The 19030-nt window shown below is 61.7% G+C and carries 19 protein-coding genes; 12 read left to right on the top strand and 7 right to left on the bottom strand.

From position 1 onward, the window contains the following. Window positions 1–328: 328 nt before the first annotated feature. The gene (locus tag NKK47_RS33005) at window positions 329–1423 is read right to left on the bottom strand and encodes an alkene reductase (protein ID WP_352579669.1); all 1095 of its coding nucleotides are present in this window, start codon (window positions 1421–1423) and stop codon (window positions 329–331) included. Window positions 1424–1481: 58 nt separating this feature from the next. After that, entirely contained in the window at window positions 1482–2270 is a 789-nt protein-coding gene (locus NKK47_RS33000; RefSeq protein WP_352579668.1) for an SDR family NAD(P)-dependent oxidoreductase, read from the bottom strand. 110 nt (window positions 2271–2380) lie between these two features. Here NKK47_RS33000 and NKK47_RS32995 point away from each other — a divergent pair, with 110 nt between their 5' ends. From NKK47_RS32995 to NKK47_RS32955, 9 genes are all read left to right on the top strand, one after another. Next, a complete protein-coding gene (locus NKK47_RS32995; protein WP_352579667.1) occupies window positions 2381–2944 on the top strand; it encodes a TetR/AcrR family transcriptional regulator in 564 nt (187 codons plus the stop codon). Window positions 2945–4326: 1382 nt separating this feature from the next. Beyond that, window positions 4327–4938: a cupin domain-containing protein gene (locus tag NKK47_RS32990; protein ID WP_352458693.1), complete on the top strand. Its 612-nt coding sequence runs from the start codon at window positions 4327–4329 to the stop codon at window positions 4936–4938. A 116-nt stretch (window positions 4939–5054) separates the two neighbouring features. After that, window positions 5055–5993 carry an ABC transporter substrate-binding protein gene (locus tag NKK47_RS32985; RefSeq protein ID WP_352579666.1) on the top strand — a complete coding sequence of 313 codons (939 nt, stop codon included), beginning with the start codon at window positions 5055–5057 and terminating at the stop codon, window positions 5991–5993. A 74-nt stretch (window positions 5994–6067) separates the two neighbouring features. Next, window positions 6068–6865, top strand: a complete 798-nt coding sequence (locus NKK47_RS32980) for an ATP-binding cassette domain-containing protein (RefSeq protein ID WP_352542621.1) — start codon at window positions 6068–6070, stop codon at window positions 6863–6865. Then, complete coding sequence (locus NKK47_RS32975; RefSeq protein WP_352579665.1) at window positions 6862–7866, top strand: ABC transporter permease; 1005 nt, start codon at window positions 6862–6864, stop codon at window positions 7864–7866. The genes NKK47_RS32980 and NKK47_RS32975 overlap by 4 nt, the downstream gene beginning before the upstream one ends. Before the next feature lie 4 nt (window positions 7867–7870). Further along, on the top strand, window positions 7871–8959 hold the full coding sequence (locus NKK47_RS32970) for a phosphotriesterase family protein (RefSeq protein WP_352579664.1): 1089 nt from the start codon (window positions 7871–7873) through the stop codon (window positions 8957–8959). A gap of 27 nt (window positions 8960–8986) precedes the next feature. Then, window positions 8987–9757 (top strand): glutamine amidotransferase, encoded by a 771-nt coding sequence (locus NKK47_RS32965; protein ID WP_352579663.1) that lies wholly within the window; start codon window positions 8987–8989, stop codon window positions 9755–9757. 3 nt (window positions 9758–9760) lie between these two features. Then, complete coding sequence (locus NKK47_RS32960) at window positions 9761–10669, top strand: ribokinase (RefSeq protein WP_352579662.1); 909 nt, start codon at window positions 9761–9763, stop codon at window positions 10667–10669. Further along, a complete protein-coding gene (locus NKK47_RS32955) occupies window positions 10666–11496 on the top strand; it encodes a BtpA/SgcQ family protein (protein WP_352579661.1) in 831 nt (276 codons plus the stop codon). The genes NKK47_RS32960 and NKK47_RS32955 overlap by 4 nt, the downstream gene beginning before the upstream one ends. A 37-nt stretch (window positions 11497–11533) precedes the next feature. On the opposite strand, the gene NKK47_RS32950 is transcribed toward NKK47_RS32955, so the two are convergent. From NKK47_RS32950 to NKK47_RS32940, 3 genes are all read right to left on the bottom strand, one after another. Then, window positions 11534–11917 carry a type II toxin-antitoxin system VapC family toxin gene (locus NKK47_RS32950; RefSeq protein WP_352579660.1) on the bottom strand — a complete coding sequence of 128 codons (384 nt, stop codon included), beginning with the start codon at window positions 11915–11917 and terminating at the stop codon, window positions 11534–11536. Continuing rightward, window positions 11914–12159 carry a type II toxin-antitoxin system Phd/YefM family antitoxin gene (locus NKK47_RS32945; protein WP_352579659.1) on the bottom strand — a complete coding sequence of 82 codons (246 nt, stop codon included), beginning with the start codon at window positions 12157–12159 and terminating at the stop codon, window positions 11914–11916. Before NKK47_RS32945 ends, NKK47_RS32950 begins: the two co-directional genes overlap by 4 nt. A 386-nt stretch (window positions 12160–12545) precedes the next feature. Further along, window positions 12546–12833: a hypothetical protein gene (locus NKK47_RS32940; RefSeq protein ID WP_023679221.1), complete on the bottom strand. Its 288-nt coding sequence runs from the start codon at window positions 12831–12833 to the stop codon at window positions 12546–12548. A gap of 842 nt (window positions 12834–13675) precedes the next feature. Here NKK47_RS32940 and NKK47_RS32935 point away from each other — a divergent pair. The 3 genes from NKK47_RS32935 (at window position 13676) to NKK47_RS32925 (ending at window position 16782) form a co-directional block, all read left to right on the top strand. Then, window positions 13676–14815, top strand: coding sequence for an FIST N-terminal domain-containing protein (locus tag NKK47_RS32935; protein ID WP_352579658.1), 1140 nt, complete (start codon window positions 13676–13678; stop codon window positions 14813–14815). 10 nt (window positions 14816–14825) lie between these two features. Continuing rightward, window positions 14826–16166 carry an ATP-binding response regulator gene (locus NKK47_RS32930; protein ID WP_352579657.1) on the top strand — a complete coding sequence of 447 codons (1341 nt, stop codon included), beginning with the start codon at window positions 14826–14828 and terminating at the stop codon, window positions 16164–16166. Window positions 16167–16236: 70 nt separating this feature from the next. Beyond that, window positions 16237–16782 carry a hypothetical protein gene (locus NKK47_RS32925; RefSeq protein WP_352579656.1) on the top strand — a complete coding sequence of 182 codons (546 nt, stop codon included), beginning with the start codon at window positions 16237–16239 and terminating at the stop codon, window positions 16780–16782. Window positions 16783–16880: 98 nt separating this feature from the next. On the opposite strand, the gene NKK47_RS32920 is transcribed toward NKK47_RS32925, so the two are convergent. Together NKK47_RS32920 and gfa are read right to left on the bottom strand one after the other, a co-directional pair. Beyond that, window positions 16881–17564, bottom strand: coding sequence for a response regulator (locus tag NKK47_RS32920; RefSeq protein ID WP_023679211.1), 684 nt, complete (start codon window positions 17562–17564; stop codon window positions 16881–16883). Window positions 17565–18294: 730 nt separating this feature from the next. Beyond that, on the bottom strand, window positions 18295–18864 hold the full coding sequence (gene gfa / locus NKK47_RS32915) for an S-(hydroxymethyl)glutathione synthase (RefSeq protein ID WP_352579655.1): 570 nt from the start codon (window positions 18862–18864) through the stop codon (window positions 18295–18297). Window positions 18865–19030 lie beyond the last annotated feature (166 nt).

Below are 19030 nucleotides of genomic sequence, written 5' to 3'. Positions count from 1 at the left end.
TCCTTGGGAGGTTTTTCAACGCGGGCCGACACAGGCCCAGCCGCCACCGTCACGCCGCGGCCCGCATCGAAAAACCTTCACCATTCACGACAGTCGAAATCACGGTGAATGGGTCCGCTTGCGCCTGTAAAGCGAACGTACGACGTGCTACGAATCTCGCCTGGCTGGTCCTGGGCGGACCAGAGGAGCTAACGTCTATGCTATAGCCCTCCATGGCCCTCCTGAATCCCTGGGTTTGGACACCAGTTCGAGCGGAGCGCCAGAGAGATGCCCTGAGGCCCTGCTGTCACGTGGGATGGCTGCCTCGCAGGCGCCGCCCTCCGATAGCTCATGGGCGGCTTGAGGCGGCGATCGCGGGATAGTCGGTATAGCCAGCGGAGCCGCCGCCATAGAGCGTCGCCGAGTTGAACTCCGTCAGCGGCGTGCGCGTCTTCAGCCGTTCCACAAGGTCGGGATTGGCGATGAACGGGCGCCCGAAGGCGAACAGATCCGCCTTGCCCTCGGCGAGCCGCGACGCCGCGAGGTCGAGGTCATAGCCGTTATTGGCGATATAGGTATTGTTGAAGCGCCGGCGGAGCGATCCGAAGTCGAACGGCGCGACATCGCGCGATCCGCCCGTGGCGCCCTCGACGACATGGATATAGACGATGCCCAAAGCATCGAGTTGATCGACGATATAGTCGAACTGCGCCTGGGGGGCGCTGCTCGAGACGCCGTTGGCGGGCGAGACGGGCGAAATCCGGATGCCGGTGCGCTCTGCGCCGATCTCCTCGACCACCGCAGTCGCAACCTCCAGCATCAGCCGGGCGCGGTTCTCGACCGATCCGCCATAAGCATCCGTGCGGACATTGGCACCGTCCTTGGCGAACTGGTCCAGCAGATAGCCGTTGGCGCCATGAATCTCGACGCCATCGAAGCCGGCCTCAATGGCGTTCGCGGCTGCTTGCCGGAAATCGTTGACGATCCCCGCAAGCTCGTCGAGCGCCAGCGCGCGGGGCGCCGAAACCTCGACAAAGCCGTTGTTCACGAACGTCTTGGTCGCGGCCCGGATTGCCGAGGGCGCGACGGGCGCGGCGCCGTTCTCCTGCAGATCGACGTGCGAGACGCGGCCGACGTGCCAGAGCTGCAGGAAAATCCGCGCGTCCTTGGCGTGTACCGCGGTCGTGACCTTTCGCCAGCCGTCGATCTGAGCCTGAGAATAGATGCCGGGCGTGTCCTGGTAACCTTGTCCCTGCCGCGAGATCTGCGTGGCCTCGGAGATCAGCAGGCCGGCGGAGGCCCGCTGGCCGTAATACTCGGCGGCAAGATCGCCCGGAACGAAGCCCGGGCCAGCGCGATTGCGCGTGAGGGGCGCCATGACGATACGATTGGAGAGCGTCAGCGAGCCGAGAGAATAAGGCTCAAAAAGTGCTTTGTTGGTCATAGGTCACCTTGTTTATCCCCGCCGCGACGAGGTCGTTATCAAATGGATTCGTTGGTGCTCAGGCGACCTTGCGGTACCGCTCGGCGGGATGTTCGTTCCGATAGTTCGGAAGCATGGCCTGGCGCGCGGCCTGAAGCGCGTCCCACTGACCGGCATCGGGGAGTGGCGGGATGGTCACCGGTTCGCGGCGGTCGAAGCCGACCAGCGCCGCGTCAACCAGATCGTCCACCTCCATCACGTTGGAGAGCGTGTTGATGTCGGCGCCGACGTGGCCCCAGATCTCGGTTCGCGTCGTGGCGGGCAGCACGGCTTGGACGTAGACGCCCTTCGGCTCAAGCTCGAGGCTGAGCCCCTGCGACAGAAACAGCACGAAGGCTTTGGTTGCGCCGTAGACCGTCATGCCGAACTCCGGTGCCAGCCCGACCACGGAACCGATGTTGACGATCGCCCCTGCACCCGCCTTCGCAAGTCGCGGGGCGATGGCGCTGGCAAGTCGCAGAAGCGCGGTCGTGTTGAGCGCAACGAGCCGGGCGACGTCATTGGTACTCTGCTCGATGAAGCTTCCGCCGATGGCTGTTCCGGCATTGTTGACGAGAATCCCGATGCGGGCGTCATCGCGCAGCCTCGTCTCGATCGTTGCAAGCTCGGCAGGCTGCGTAAGATCAGCCTGGACGATGTCGATCGCAACGCCAGTTTCCTGACGGAGCCGGGCTCCCAGTGCCTCCATTCGTGCCACGTCACGGGCAACCAGCACGAGGTCGTGTCCGCGGCGGGCGAACCGTTCGGCATAGGAAGCTCCGATGCCCGTGGAGGCGCCGGTTATGAGGACTGATGGAATGGTGGTCATGGCATTGCTCTTTTCTCTGATGGAACCTATATTCATGACGATCATCATGATTGCGGCTAAATATGATGGGCATCATGTAAATGTCAACGGGGCCGACGGAGAATTTTGAAATGAAGGTCAGTCGAGAGCAGATGGCGGAGAACCGTCACCGGATATTGGATGCGGCCAGCCGGCTGTTTCGCGAGAAGGGGTTCGACGCGGTCAGCGTGGCGGAAGTGATGAAGGCCGCCGGGCTCACCCATGGCGGCTTCTATGGTCATTTCAGTTCGAAGGACGACCTGATCGCGCAGACCCTTGCCCACGTCCTCGCCGCGGACTCAGGCGGAGGGGGCGATCTTCGCGCTTATGTAGGTTCCTATCTTTCGCCCCGGCATCGCGACAACTGCGCCGGCGGTTGCCCGACGGCGGGCCTTGCCGCAGCCATCCGCCATCAGACCCCGGCTGCACGCTCGGCCATGACGGAAGGCCTACGATCGCAGATCGACCGTATCGGCAAGGCGCTCCCGGAGTTGGATCCGGCAGACAGACGCCGCGCGGCGATCGGAAGCTGGGCAGCGCTGGTGGGGGCAGTAATCCTCGCCCGGGCGATCGACGATCCCGCGCTCTCGGATGAAGTGCTTGAGCAGACGCGTGCCTGGGTCGATGCCGGGATCAGCCAAGTGTCTGCCAGCTAGGTGGTCTGCGGCAGGAGTGCTCTTGTCGAGAGCAATGCGGCTATCGGCGGTGGTTGGGTGGCTATCTTGCAGAATATCGCACCGCAGCGTGCAATCAGCGGGATTCGCGGACCAAGAGGGTTTCGAACTTCCCTGTTCAGGCAACCATGCTGTCGCCCAATTTCCGCTAAACTGGCGAATGAAGCCGTTCAACGGCAGAACATCGAATGACCGCTCCTGGCGCAACTACGCCCTCAAGCGCGGTCGCCGGTGACGTCCGCTGTAAGGCGGTGGCACAACTAACTTTAACGGCCGACATCAGGCGCAGAGCAGACGGTCGGGTTTCCAACCCGGAGCGACAAGAGCTGACCTTTGGTCGGCGCAAGTGTCGTCCTGACGTGACCCAATGCGGTCTTCCGTTGCGAGCGTCGCTTGCTGGAGCTGCGTTAAGTCGGTCGGAGGCCAATGGTATTTTCAATGGAACGCTAATATACATGGAAACCCCAACGAGCAGCGCCTGCCAGATACTTGAGGAATGCCATGCGAAGGCTCATCTTCACGGCGATGTGTATCGCCGCCGCAACAGCCGCTAATGCCCATGATTGGTACGAAGATAAGATTGACCCACAGACCAAATTCAAGTGCTGCGGCGGTTCAGATTGCCGCGCCATACCTCGGTCTTCGGTGCGGTCCAGGGTAGACGGCGGGTACACTTATTTGCCGCATAATTTCACCATCCCACGGGACCGTGTACAGGAATCCCCGGACGGGCAATACCATATCTGCGAAAATAAATATGTTGTAACCAACCAGCTGTATTGGCGTTGCTTCTTCGCACCTCGTGTCGATGTGTCTATACTTCTAAAGCATTAACTGCGCGTCGCTTCCGCAACTTACATAAGCAAGGTGCTAGTCCATTAATTCTGTTGGACTTTCTTCAAAATTGCCGAAGCTCAAGCGGTGCGCGACTGCCCCAGGGATTTCATTGGATACGTCGCGGCTATCGAGAGCCTGCGCGCCCTGGGCGTAACGCCATGGGGCGCTGCCGCGGGTGACTTCTGGGCGCGCTCCGCAATTCGGTGACAGTCCAGATTTTATCGTGTCGGCGCGGCCGTGGTTGTGTAGATTGGCTGCGTGGCCCGCCTTGCCCGCATTGTCGTTCCAAGTCCACTCGCCACGTGACGCAAACGCGGTAGCGGCTGGCGATTTCGACCACGATGGACAGCCAAGCGATAGGGGATAACTGGCGCGGGATCAGCACGGTTCATGCGGGAGCGGTATTCGCCGGATGAGGTAGCTGCGGCTGCAGTCTCGAATTTGACGCATCAGCACTTGCAAATCGTCAGCCGAGGTCTTTTGCTCGCGCGATAGTTGCCCTTGACCGTTGAATGGTTGGCGAACAGATGAACAAAATCGATCGACGGCGGCCAGAATCAGAAACGGACGCCACCGTAAATGCCGCAAGACTTGGAACTCGGCTGCGCCTCGCCCGCCAGACACGCGGCATGACGCTGAAGACGCTGGCCGCGGCTGCGAATTGCTCGGAAAGCCTGCTGTCCAAGATCGAGAACGGCAAGGCTTCGCCGTCCCTGCCCATGCTTCACCGTCTGGTCGAGGTTCTCGACACCAACATCGGCTGGATGTTCGAGCAAGTCGACGACGACGAGGCGATCGTATTCCGGGCGGGCGCAAGGCCTTTGATCGCGCTCGACGCGCTACGGCGTGGCGAGGGAATTTCGCTCGAACGCATCATCCCGTATTCGCCTGGCCACCTCTTACAATGCAACATCCATCACATCGAGGCAGAGGGCTCGAGCGAAGGTCCGATCCAGCATGCCGGCGAGGAAGTCGGCTACGTGCTCGCCGGGCGGGTCGAACTGATCGTCGACGGCAAGAGCCATGCTCTCGCCACGGGTGATGCCTTCGTGTTCAGGTCGGAGCTGCCGCATCATTACCGCAACATCGGTGAGGAACGCGCTAGCATTTTCTGGGTCAACACGCCGGCGACTTTCTGAGCAACGCTCTGCGTTCATTTGGATTGACAAATATTCAAGTCTCTTGAATGCTTGCCTCGTGCCTGTCGCACCAACGGGACCAGCCGAGGTCTGGTCCGCAAGCAAGGGGAACCGAAATGCGTCTGTTCAAACTTCTCGCCGGCTGTGCCGCCGCCATTGCCATGGGCTCGGCAGCCATGGGATCGGCGCTTGCCGATACGTTCGCTCTCGTCAACATCAACCAGCAGGCCCTGTTCTTCAACCAGATCAACGAGGGCGCGCAAAAGGCAGCCGACGCCGCTGGCGCCAAGCTGGTCATTTTCAACGCCAACAATGTGCCGAGCGCGCAGAACGACGCGATCGAGAACTACATCACGCAGAAAGTCGACGGCATCATTCTGGTCGCCATCGACGTCAACGGCGTCAAGCCTGCGATCACCGCCGCCAAGGCGGCCGGCATTCCCGTCATAGCCATCGACGCGCAGATCCCCGACGGCGACAATATTTCGTTCATCGGCGTCGACAACACCAAGGCCGGCGAGGACATCGGCAAATTCTACGCCGACTATGTGAAGACCGATATGGCCGGCAAGGCCAAGATCGGTATCGTCGGCGCACTCAATTCATTCATCCAGAACCAGCGCCTCGACGGCTTCAAGAAGGCGGTCACCGAAAGCGGCCAGGCCGTCACCTTCCTCGACACAGTCGACGGCCAGAACGTTCAGGAGACCGCGTTGAGCGCTTCGGAAAACCTGATGACCGCCAATCCGGACATGAACTCGCTCTATGCGACCGGCGAACCGGCCTTGCTCGGCGCCGTTTCGGCTGTGACCAGCCAGGGCCGCACCGGCGAAGTCAAGGTGTTCGGCTGGGATCTGACCAAGCAGGCCGTTCAGGGCATCGACGACGGCTGGGTGGTGGCGGTCGTGCAGCAGGATCCGGCCGGCGAAGGCAAGGCCGCGGTCGAAGCGCTGGGCAAGATCAAGAAGGGCGAGAAAATCGACCCGATCATCAATATCCCGGTGACGATCGTGACCAAGAAGAATGTCGACCAATATCGCGCGATGTTCAAGTAAACTGCGTCGGCGACCGAGCCGCGGCGCCGCCCGAGGCTGCGCCGCGGATCCCTTGCAATCGCGTGGAATTCCAGATGAGCAGTGGCCAGACCTATCGGGTGCGGATGAGCGGCATCTCAAAGCGCTACAACGCCATCCAGACGCTCGATGACGTGTCGCTGACGCTGAAGCCGGGCGAGGTGCTGGGGCTGGTCGGCGACAATGGCGCCGGCAAGTCGACATTGAGCAAGGTGCTGTCGGGGGCAGTGGTTCCCGACGCCGGCACCATCGAGATCGACGGCAAGCCGGTGATCTTCAGCTCGCCGGCGGACGCACGTGCGGCGCGCGTCGAGATGGTCTACCAGGACCTGTCGCTCTGCGATACGGTCGATGTCGCCGGCAATCTGTTTCTCGGCCGCGAGCCGCGCCGCCGCATCGCAGGCATTTCCTTTCTCGACAAGAAGCGCATGCATGACGAGACGCGCCAGATGCTCGATCGGCTCGGCATCGTCATTGCCGACACGCGGCTCAAGGTCGAAAACCTCTCCGGCGGGCAGCGCCAGTCGATCGCGATCGGCCGCGCCGCCTCGTTCGAGCCGGCGGTGCTGATCATGGACGAGCCGACGGCAGCGCTTGCCGTGGCCGAAGTCGAGGCGGTGCTCGAACTGATCCGCGCGGTCAGTGCGCGGGGCGTCAGCGTCATTCTGATCACCCACCGGCTGCAGGATCTGTTCCTCGTCTGCGATCGCATCCAGGTCATGTATGAAGGGCGCAATGTCGCCGAGCGGCTGATCGGCGACACCAATATCGAAGACGTGGTCAATCTGATCGTCGGCCGCAAGTTCAGTGCGCGTTCCGCCACCAATGGCTATCGCGGTGGAGCGCCGGCATGAGTGACGCGATCCACACCGCCCAGCCCTCACGAATACGCAGGGGCACCTGGCGCGATGCGCTGCTCGCCAATGGCAGCGTCGTCTCGATCGCGCTGTTCTTTCTGGTCGTCTGCATCATCTTCTCGGTTGCGACCGACGCGTTTCTGACATCGCCCAATCTGTTGAACATCCTGCGGCAGTCGGCGCCGCTGCTGATCGTCGCCGCGGCAATGACTTTCGTCATCACCACTGGCGGCATCGATCTTTCGGTCGGCTCCGTGCTGGCGCTGGTGGCGACGCTGTCGGCGACGCTTTTGCAGTTTGGCCTGCCGTGGCCAGTCGTTATCCTCGCCATGTTGGCGCTCGGTGCCCTGCTTGGGGCGGTACAGGGCTATTTCATTGCCTATGAGGGCATCCCGTCCTTCATCGTCACGCTTGCCGGGCTTTCGGTGATCCGTGGCGTGGCGCTGCTGATCACCGGCGGCTATTCCATCCCGATCGAGCCAGGAAGCGCTTTCACCGTGCTGGGCCGCGCCTGGTTCCTTGGCGTGCCGGTGCCGGCGCTGATCGCGCTGGCGATCCTGGCCATCGCCTATCTCGCCTTTAACGAGACGCCATTCGGCCGCTATGTCACCGGCATCGGCGCCAACGCCGAGGCGGTGCGGCGCGCCGGCGTCAACACGCGGCAGACGACGCTCTTCGTCTATGTGATTTCCGCCACCGCGGCCGCCCTTGCCGGGATCATCATTGCCGCCCGGCTCGGATCGGGATCTTCGAATGCCGGACAGGGTTTCGAGCTGGAAGTCATTGCCGCCGTCGTGCTCGGCGGCACCAGCCTGTTCGGCGGCCGCGGAACGATCATCGGCACGGTGCTCGGCGCGCTGACCGTGGCCGTCATCGGCAACGGCCTGATCCTGGCGCATCTGTCGCCTTTCCTGACGCCGATAGTCACTGGAACGATCATCCTGATCGCCATCTGGCTGAACTTCCGCCTGTTTCGCGGCGCCGTGCGGAGCCGTTGAGCCGATGAGCGATCTGTTCGATGACGCGGTGCCCAGGCGGCGGCTGCCAATCGGGGTCGAAACCGGCCATGTGATGACCGTGCTCGGCCCGGTTCCGGTCGAGGAGATGGGCATTACGCTGATGCACGAGCACATCTTGCTCGATGGCGCGCGCAGTTGGAAATGCCCCTGCCATCCCGATGACATGGCGATCGCCGAGCAGCCGGTGAACATCGAGATCATCGGCGAGTTGCGCATGAACCCATACGTCAACCGCGACAACGTCTCGCTCGACGACGCCGACCTGGCGCTGTCTGAGCTGCAGCGCTATCGCGCTCTGGGCGGCCACACCGTCGTCGATGCCACCAATATCGGCATCGGCCGCGCCCCCGAAAAGCTCGCTCGCATCAGCCGCATGTCCGGCCTGAAGATCGTCATGGGCACCGGCTTCTATCTCGAGCACACCCATCCCGAATGGCTGAAGGCGATGGATGTGGACGCCGTGACCGAGTTCATCGTCAACGATGTCGGCGGCGGCGAGACCCAGCCGCCGATCATGGCCGGGCTGATCGGCGAGGTCGGCGTCAGCAAGGATTTCACCGCGGAGGAACGCAAGTCGCTGCGGGCTTCGGCGCGCGCCTCGCGCATAACCGGTGTGCCGCTGTCGATCCATCTGCCTGGCTGGGAGCGGCTGGCGCACGAGGTGCTCGATATCGTCGAGGCCGAGGGCGCCGATCTTCGCCACACCGTGCTCTGCCACATGAACCCGAGCCACGACGATCCCGATTACCAGAAAAGCCTCGCCCGGCGCGGCGCGTTCCTCGAATACGACATGATCGGCATGGACTATTATTACGCCGACCAGGGCGCGCAATCGCCCTCCGACGAAGAGAACGCACGCGCCATCGCCGCCCTTGTCGAGGCGGGCTTCGGCGACCGCCTGCTGTTGTCGCAGGATGTGTTCCTCAAGATCATGCTGACGCGCTTCGGCGGCTTCGGCTATGGCTATATCCTGAAGCATTTCATACCGCGCCTGAAACGCCACGGCGTCGAGCAGGCGACCATCGACCGCATGCTGATCGCCAATCCGAAAAGCGTATTCGCGCGGCTCTAAGCGGCCTGGAATTACACGGGAGTTCAAATGTCCAAGAAGAAGATCCTGCTTGCCGGCGAATCCTGGGTGTCGACCGCGACCCATATCAAGGGTTTCGACCAGTTTCCGACCGTTACCTACCACACCGGCGCAGACGAGTTGCTGGGCGCGCTGAAGGCGACCGACTTCGACGTCACGTTCATGCCGGCGCATGAGGCGCAGCGCGGCTTTCCACAGACCATGGAGGCGCTGTCGGCCTATGACGCGGTCGTGCTCTCCGACATCGGCGCCAACACGCTGCTGCTGCATCCCGACACCTGGGTCCACTCCAAGCCGACGCCGAACCGCCTGCGCCTGCTCCGCGATTACGTCAGCGGCGGCGGCGGTCTATTGATGTTCGGCGGTTACTACAGCTTCCAAGGCATCAATGGCGGCGCGCGCTACCGCAAGACGCCGGTCGAGGACGTGCTGCCGGTGAATTGCCTGGCCTACGACGACCGCGTCGAGGTTCCCGAAGGTTTTGCGCCGGTGCCGAAACCAGGGTCGAGCCATCCCATCCTCAGGGGCCTCGGCTCGGACTGGCCGATCCTGCTCGGTTTTAACGAGGTGACGCTGAAGGATGGGGCCGAGGTCCTGGCCAGCGTGTCGTCGGACTATGGCTCGCTGCCGCTGCTTGTCACCGGCCATTACGGCAAGGGCCGCACCGTGGCCTGGACATCCGATGTCGGGCCACATTGGCTGCCGCCGCAATTCATCGCCTGGCCAGGCTACAAGACCCTGTTCGAACAGATGCTGGGCTGGGCGACAGGTGAGAGCTGAGCCATGCATGTCCACGTCGTCGGCAATGCCTGCGTCGATACCGTGTTTCGCGTCGGCCGCTTCCCAGCCGCGGGCGAGACTTTGAATGCTGTGAGCTATGCCGACGGGCTCGGCGGCAAGGGCGCCAACCAGGCGGTCGCAGCAGCACGGACTGGTGCAGAGGTGACGTTCTGGACGGCGCTCGGCAAGGACCCCGCTGGCGCGTGGATGAGGAGCCGCCTCGACAGCGAGCTGTCAGACCTTGAGGTGAGCGAATTCGAGCTGCCGAGCGACCGCTCGACCATCGTCGTCGATAAAGGCGGAGAGAATTTCATCGTCAGCGGCGTCGCCTGCAGCGAAGCCTTCGATCCGGTGGCGCAGACAGCACTTGTCCGCTGGATCGCTCCCGGCGACATCCTCGTCTGCCAGGGAAATTTACGGACTGCCGTGACCAATGCCTGCCTCAGAGCAGCAAAGGGAAACGGTGCGCGCACCGTTCTCAACGCCAGCCCGATCGACACGGCCTCGCTGCCCGATCTCGGCCTGGCGGAGGTTCTGGTGGTCAACCAATCCGAAGCGCAAATATTGACCGGCCGAGATGACATGACAGCAGCCGCTGGCGCGCTGGTGGCCAAAGGCGCAGGCGCCGTCGTCATCACCCTCGGTGCCGCAGGCTGTATCGTGCTTGGCACGGACCGGATGGAACCGCTTCGCTTGCCAGGGCCGCGAGTCGAAGCGCTCGACACCAGCGGCGCGGGCGATGTGTTCTGCGGCTGTCTGGCCGGTGGGCTTGCCCGGGGCATGCCGGTCATCTCGGCGCTGAAGCTGGCGCTCGCCGCCGCCGCAATCGCCGTGACACGGCCGGGCACGCTGGCATCCTGTCCTTCCGCCTCCGAGATGGCGGCGCTCATCGATCAAATGGAGCTCTCATGACCCACCTCGGCCAATCTGGCGGCGACGCGCTCGTGGACCTTTTCGGCCGCACAAAGGTGGTGATCGGCGTCGTTCATCTGGCGCCGCTGCCCGGCGCGCCGCGCTATGACGGCGAGGCTATCGAGGCGATCTACCAGCGCGGGCTCGACGACGCCAAGGCCTATCTCGACGGCGGCTGCGACGGCGTCATCGTCGAAAACCATGGCGACATCCCCTTCGCCAAGCCTGATGATATCGGCCCGGAGACGGCGGCCTATATGGCGGTCGTCTCCGACCGCATCCGCCGCGAACTCGGCAGGCCGATCGGCATCAATGTGCTGGCCAATGCCGCGATCCCGGCGTTGGCGATCGCCAGCGCTGCCGGCGCCGGTTTCGTCCGCGTCAATCAATGGGCGAACGCCTATGTCGCCAATGAGGGTTTTGTCGAAGGCGAGTCGGGCCGCGCGGCGCGCTACCGCGCCAGGCTGCGCGCCAACGGCATCCGCATTTTCGCCGATGCCCACGTCAAGCACGGCGCACACGCCATCGTCGCCGACCGCCCGGTGGAGGAACTGGTCAAGGACCTGGTCTTCTTCGACGCCGACGCCATCATCGCCACTGGCCAGCGCACCGGACACGCCGCGGATTTGGGCTACATAAGTATGATCAAGCAGGCCGCCGGCCTGCCGACGCTGGTCGGCAGCGGTGTCACCCCGGATAACGCCAATGATATCCTTGCCATTGTCGACGGGGTCATCATCGCCAGCGCGCTGAAGCACGACGGCGTCTGGTGGAACCAAGTCGACTCTGCTCGAGTAAAGGCTTTCATGGGTGGTCTGAAGCGATAGCTGACTACCCTACCAATGGGCTTGCGGTCCAGCTTGATCAGAGACGACGGACGGGCGCAGGATACCGCGCGACCCGATCGTCGACGGTCAAAGTAATGCCTTCCACAATCGATTGAGCAATGAGGATCCGATCGAAGGGGTCCTTGTGGATGGGTGGAAGCCCCTCCACCGCAATGGCATGCTCGCCGGTGATTGGCAACTCATCATAGCCATTGTCGATCAGGCCCCGACGTAAAAGACGCGCATCGACCTTCAAGTCAAGGCGGCCCAGACCGCGTTTAATGGCAATCTCCCAGGGAGTTGCGGCGCTGAACGTCAAGTGGTTATCGGCATTCTCGATCTCAGCGAGGGCTGCGGGCGGGGGCTTTTCGGGCTCGCCCGCCGCCCAGAGCAGAAGGTGGGTATCGAGAAGAAGTTTCATGCATCGCCGCCAAACAGCTTCTCGATTTCGTCATCGGCCATGCGATCAAAATCGTCCGGAACCGAAAACCGCCCGGCCATAAACCCCACCCGACGCATTTCGCCGGCGGCAGGTGCGTCTATGGCAACGACCTTGACCATCGGCTTGCCGGATTTGGCAATAATGAAAGATTCGCCTTTGGCCGCCCTGTCGACAAGACGAGACAGATGCGTCTTGGCCTCGTGGATATTGACGGTGCGCATTGCGGGCCTCATGACTTAGTCCATGCAACTTATTCTACATGGGGCCCCCGATTTTCAAGCGTGTTTCAGTCAGTGAAGGATGCTGGAGGTGGCCAACCCTCTCGGATCGGCCGCATGGCACGACTTCACTTCAACAAAGACGCGTAATCGATTGTCTGAACTGCATGTTTGTTGGGACTGCGTCTCACCTGATGTTGGCCGAACCTGTTGGTCCGCCATGCGACGTCGGAGTTCACAGGAGCGATTTTTGCCCAGCAAATGCTCTACGTTGCGCTAGGGGCCGAAAGCGAAACGTCCGCTTTTAGGGCGCTGCACCACGGCGGCGACGAGCCCGACACTGTACCGAAGGCGATCGACGCGACGGGCGCCAAGGGCCTTACCGGACTCTATGTTCCCTTCACGATTCTCGGCTTAGTCGGTCGGCGGGATTGAGCCGCGCTCTCGAGGGCCAGGGCCAACCGCTTCTCGTCTTCGATGGCGCGATCGACTGCCTCAATTTCCTCTTGGAGCACCTTCAGCTCAGCTCCGTAGCTGGAGCCGTCGCTGTCCCCGATCTGAAAGCCACTTGCCCGCATTGCGTCGCGAGTATGGTGCACGTTACGGACTCCTTCGCGCCGCGTCGCGACCAAGATTTCCCTAAACTCTCCAAGACGTTCAACGTGATTGCGAGCCATTGCGTTCTCCTATTTCGTCTTCATCGTCGCCGACGGCGATTCAGAACGGCTAAAACCTACGGAGATACTCTCGACAAAGCATGAGTGCGGAAGCTCAAATTTGAATGTCTTGCAATAGCGTGAAGCGCGGCAGGCAGAAATTGGCTTCGACCCGATCGATCTCAGACCAAATGCCAGACACTTTCGGCCAAGCGCGTCTGCGGCTCCCCCAACGGGGCCATCCGCTCATGTAATCAGTAAAAAGTCGAGTGCGAGAATGGCCCGGGCCATGGACGTCCCGCCATTCCTGGTCGAGTTTGACCTGCGGCGGAGGCAAGGCAGGCTTCGGCGCGTTGGTTGTGTAAAGCATCTCAAGCAACTGCTCTCCGTCGATCAGCTCCAGGTGCAGCTTTGACTTCGTCTCTCGGGCCTTCCTCGGTAGCGCTCGCTCTACTTTCGAGAACGAGAGGCGGTGGTGACAAATATCCCCTGCTCGGCACTCGTGAAGACCTTGCTCCTACGAAGTTTCGCACCTCTTTGACGGATTCCGCATCGGTCGTGACGTGGCGCTTTACTTGCACTGCCCGCTGGATGACGCAGTTGTCACGCAAGGGCAGGAGACGGCGTAACGAAGCGAACGCGATGGCGGTGCGATGCGGCCGTTCGTCTGTGAGCGGCTGCGCGGACGCCGTCAAACGGCAGAAACTTCAAATCCATCATGTTGGCTCATTGCCAAAGCACCGCTTCAAGACAACAATGACCTCGACGCCGGCGCGCCAGACGCGCACAAAAAAGAGCGTTGGAGGAAATGGAGGAGGAAGCCGCTGGCCAAGTCACGGACGCGCTATGCATGCGGCCTTTCGGTGCTCACGACCGACGAATCTGACGCGGATGCGTTCGCCCGGGCGGTGGCAGCGGAAACAGCGGCCATTGACGCCGGGTTTGCCCTCCTGTTTTTCTCGCAGAGCCTCATAGAGGCCGTCGCCCTGTCGGAAGCGCTGAAGACCCACGCGCCGGCGCTCCACTATGCCGGCTGCTCGACGGCCGGTGAGATAACGCCCAAGGGGCTGGAGGAAGGCCAGGTCCTGGCTATGCTGCTTCCCTCCGCATCGTTTTCGGCGGCCAGCACCATGGTCGAAAATCTGTCCTCATCGGGCATGGACGGGATTACCGGCGAAGTCGAGGCGCTGAGGCGTTCGTTACACGAGCGCCTCGGGCACGAGCGAGCCGACACCACTTTCGCGCTCTGCTTGATCGACGGCCTGTCTTATGCCGAAGAAGCGGTGACCTCCGCCATCCATTGGGGGCTCGACGACATCCCACTGATCGGCGGGTCGGCTGGCGATGATTTGAAATTCGAGACAACGCGGCTGATCTCGAACGGCAAAGTGACCTCCGACAGCGCCATCATCGTGCTGATCACCACGGAAATTCCTTTCCACGTGTTCAAGACCGACAATTTCGTTCCCACCGACGAGAAGCTGGTGGTGACGGCATCCGATCCCGACCACCGCATCGTGCGCGAATTCAACGCCACCATTGCCGCCGAGGAATATGCCGCCTCGGTCGGCGTCGTCGCGCATATGCTGACGCCACTGAGTTTTGCCTCGCACCCGGTGGTGGTGAAAGTCGGCGGCGAATTTTACTGCCGTTCAATCCAGAAGATGCATGCGGACGGCTCGCTGTCGTTCTTCTGCGCCATCGACGATGGTGTCGTGCTTGCCGTCGCCCAGCCTAAGGACATGGTCGAGGCGACCCGCGCCGCTCTCAGCGACGTCAGCGAAAGGCTTGGCGGCATCGACCTGATCCTCGGTTTCGACTGCGTGCTGCGCCGGCTCGACGCGCGCAACCGCCAAGTCTATCGCGAGATTTCGGAACTCTACAAGGTCAACAACGTCCTCGGCTTCGGCACCTATGGCGAACAGTACCGTTCGATGCATCTGAACCAGACCTTCACCGGCATCGCCTTCGGTGAACGCAATGCGGCCGAAGCGGCGGAGTAGGAAATCCGGGATGCCGCTCAGGAACATCGACGACCTGGAAAAGCTGAAGAAGATCAACGCCGCGCTGATCAGCCGCGTAGAGCGTTCCATGGACCAGCAAGGCAATGCGTTTTCGCTGTTCCAGACCGCCATTTCGCTCGAGAGCCGGGTGCGCAGCCGCACCGAAGAGCTGCATTCGACCTTGCGCCGGCTGGAGCAGTCGAACATCGACTTGAACGCGGCCAAGGAAAACGCCGAGCTGGCGAACCTATCCAAGACCAGGTTCCTGGCGGCTGCCAGCCATGACGTGCTGCAGCCGCTGAACGCCGCGCATCTGTCGGTCTCGGCGCTTGCCGAAGTACAGACCAGCGAGGAAGGCAGAAAGCTGGTCCGCCAGGTCGAGCGATCCCTGGAGACGATGGAGGACCTGCTCCGCACCTTGCTCGACATTTCAAAGCTCGATGCCGGCGTCGTGCAGCCCGACATCACCGATGTCAGCCTGGAGACGCTGTTTTCGTCTCTGCGCTCGGATTTTCAGCCGGTTGCGGAGATGAAGGGGCTGACGCTGAGGTTCCGGCCGGTCAATGCGCTCGTTCGTTCGGACCGAACCTTGCTGCGCCGCATCCTGCAGAACATCCTGTCCAATGCACTGCGCTATACCCGTTCGGGCGGCGTGTTGGTCGGCACCAGACATCGCGGCGACACGATCCGCATCGACGTCGCCGATACCGGCTGCGGCATCCCCGACGACCAGCGCGAGGCGGTGTTCGAGGAATTCCATCGCGGCGTGATCCCGATGGATGCCGGGCTTGCCGCCGGCGGGCTGGGGTTGGGGCTGGCCATCGTGCGCCGCATCGCCGCGGCCCTCGGCCATCCCGTCACGTTTTCGTCGAAAGTCGGACATGGCACGATTTTCCATATCGACGTTCCGGTCGGGATCGGCGACACGGCCGATCCAATCGCCAGCACCGTCGACATGGAGCGGCCGCGCGGCTACGGTCTGTTCGGCACAAGGGTGCTGCTGGTCGAGAACGACATCGACGTGCTGCAGGCGATGACCTCCCTGCTCGAGCGCTGGCAATGCCTGGTGCGCCCCGCCACCTCGACCGGTGACGCGCTCGACTTGCTAGGCGATACCGACTGGTTGCCAGATATTGTCATAGCCGACCAGCATCTCGACGGCGGCGACCTCGGCACCACCACAATCGCCGAGGTCCGTGATTATCTCGGTCGCGCCGTGCCGGCGCTCATCGTCACCGCCGATGGTTCGGAGACAGTCGCCAACGCCGCCCGCGCCGCCGGCATCGAGTTGATGCGCAAACCGTTGAAGCCAGCGCAGCTAAGGGCGCTGCTGGCGCATCTGCTGGCTTGAACTGGTCGTATCTGCCCAGCACACGGGTCACCGTATTCCAGCCATTACTTGTGCCTAGGCGGTAATTCATATGAAGCAGATTCACTTCTTCGCGCTAAAGGACGATCTTCTTCCCGTATTGGAGGCAGTAGAACGTGAAATTTCGATAAAATACATCCTCATGGGTCATTTTCCCAAGATGGAATTCGACTCTTTTAGCAATAGAATGCAAATTCCAACTCTTGGGCAATCAACCACTGAATCGGCTTCTAGCGGTCGATCATTTCTTGTCACTGGCCACGCTGTGCCCATTGAGGTGAGGCCGACAAAAACACCTTCCGGCATCCGGTATTCGCTAGATCAGCTTAGCAATCCGGACACAGTAACTTTTTCCCCTGGTGGGCGATGGGCTGAAGATGTTGTGATAAATGGCCGCGTGGCAACGATCTCCGACACGCCGCTCGCTCAGGAGCTAATGAAGACTTTTAATAGAGCATTCAAAAAGCAATTTAGTAAAATTAAAGCATTCTACGTTGGACCGGGGGCCGCCATTTTACTAGACGCGGGAAAGCGGCTAACTGCTGCAGAGCAATCGCCGCGTGAATTTGATCTGACTAGAGAGGCGCGGGTTGCTTAGCTGGTGTCGGGAACATGAGAGCCGTGGCTAGTCTAGTCCGATTGCGGTGACATGAGTGCGGTCGACTACGGTGACAGTGCGCTTTTTAGCGAGCGCTCTCAAAACCCCGCCGGATCGCGAAAAAGCTCGGCATTGTCGAGCTTCGAGACCTCGATCACCGCCTGGGTGCGGCTGTAGACGTTGAGCTTGCGCAGGATTTCGGAGACATGCGCCTTGACTGTGGTCTCGCCGACCTGCAGTTCATAGGCGATCTGCTTGTTGAGCAGGCCCTGGCGCAGCATCTGCAGCACTTTGAGCTGCTGCGGCGTCAGCGTAGCCAGGCGCTGCACCATCTCGGCGCGGTCGGTGCTGTCGGCGTCGCGCGGCCGGCCTTCATAAGTCTCGGGAACATAGATCGCGCCTTCCATCACCGAGCGGATGGCGGCGGCAAGGTCGCTCTTGCGCGCCGATTTCGGGATGAAGCCGGCCGCACCGTAGGACAGCGCCTCGGAAATGATCTTCGGTTCCTCGTAGCCGGAGACGATGACCACCGGCAGGCGCGGATAACGCGTCCTGAGCTGCAGCAGCCCGTCAAACCCATGCACGTCGGGCATGCTGAGATCGAGCAGCGCCAGGTCGAACGGCTTGGCATCCGTCAGAAGCTCGAGCGCCTCGGCAATCGAGCGTGCCTCGACCGTGTCGACTTCCGGATAGGCCATCTGCACGGCACTATGCAGCGCCTCGCGAAACAGCGGATGGTCGTCAATGATCAGGAACCTGGCGCGATCGGTCATCAGCTTCATTTCGGTTTGGTTTGGCCTAGAATAGTCCTGCAACCATGGCCAGCTTATTGGCAAATAGTACATTGCCATCTTGGCCGGCTAAAGCAGAATGTGCCCATGATTTCCGCGGCGCCACGCGGCAGATGTGGCCGTTCTGAAATGCAATGCCTTGCCCGGTGGCCCAAATCGGCCGAATGTGCCGGCGACAGATCCATTGAAACAGAGACAGGTCGTGACCGACTTCCGGCTTCGCGTGACAGCCAGTGACCGCCGGCTTTCGCACTGTTGCCGGCCGCCACACGACGCTTCCCCGACGCCCGCCTTGTTCGCGGCCGCACCGATGGTATCGGCTGGCCTGGGGTCGCGCTGGTATACGGGCTGGTTTCCTGGACAAAACGCAGCAAGCTGATGGTGCTGCCGTTCAAGCCCCGCTAGGCGCTCGATATCGTACTGGTAAGGAGCACCACCTTGCCGCCATCGCGCTTTGGGCGCGACTTTGCCCGCGATCCAAGCTGTAGTCCACGATCTGGGCCGCGCCAAGCCAGAACCAACTGATCGCAGTCGCTGATCTTGAAGCTATACGATCCGGTTGGACCAATTTTCAGCATATTCCCGTTGAGCCCAACGCCCCCCGAGGCTGACAGCACGTCGGCAATGACTTACGAATCGTCTACGCGCTCGCCTGCGTTCGTTCCAACGCGTGGGACCGGGCGATTTCGTCCGGCCCCCAAAGATAGTGTCTGATCAGTCGTTAGGCCGGCAACGCGCCGGATCTCTTGGCCGTCCAGGTGGCGATATAGTCCATCAGTCCTGGATTGAGGCAATCATAAGGTTCGAGCCCGATCGACTTCAGCTGTGACCTTATGCCGTCCATGCGGCTCGGATCGACACCGGACTCGATGATCGACGAGACAAAGGCGGTGAAGCCCGGCGGTGACCAGCCGTCTTCCTGGAAGCGTTCGGGATGAATGAAGGACAGCCCCTTGAAAGCGTGGTCGCGCTCGACCGGGCCGTGCATGTGGACGCCGCAGCCGGTGCAGGCATGGCGCAGGATCAGCGCGCCCGGATCGACGATCTTCAGCTTGTCGGCGTTTTCGGTCACCGTCACGTCGTTTGTACCGGCAACCGCCACGACCGAGAACAGCGCGCCTTCCGGCTTCCAGCATTTGGTGCAGCCGCAGGCATGGTTGTGGGCGATCTGGCCCTTGACCTTCACCTTGACCGGGTTGCTGGTGCAGGCGCAGACCAGCGTGCCGCCGGCAAAGTCGGCCTTTTCCCGTGGCAGTCCATTGTCGATTTTAGGATGCAGTTTTTCCGGCATTTTTGTCTCCTCCCGTGTTGAACATCTGCATTTTTCGGCCGCTGGCTGGTTAGCCGGCGGCTTTCTCCTCCTCAGTAAACCACCACGCTCCTGATCGACTTGCCTTCATGCATCAGGTCAAAGCCCTTGTTGATGTCCTCGAGCTTCAGCGTGTGGGTGATCATCG

Source organism: Mesorhizobium sp. M0019 (assembly GCF_040323975.1).
GTDB lineage: Bacteria > Pseudomonadota > Alphaproteobacteria > Rhizobiales > Rhizobiaceae > Mesorhizobium.
This window is presented reverse-complemented; position numbering and strand designations above follow the sequence as displayed.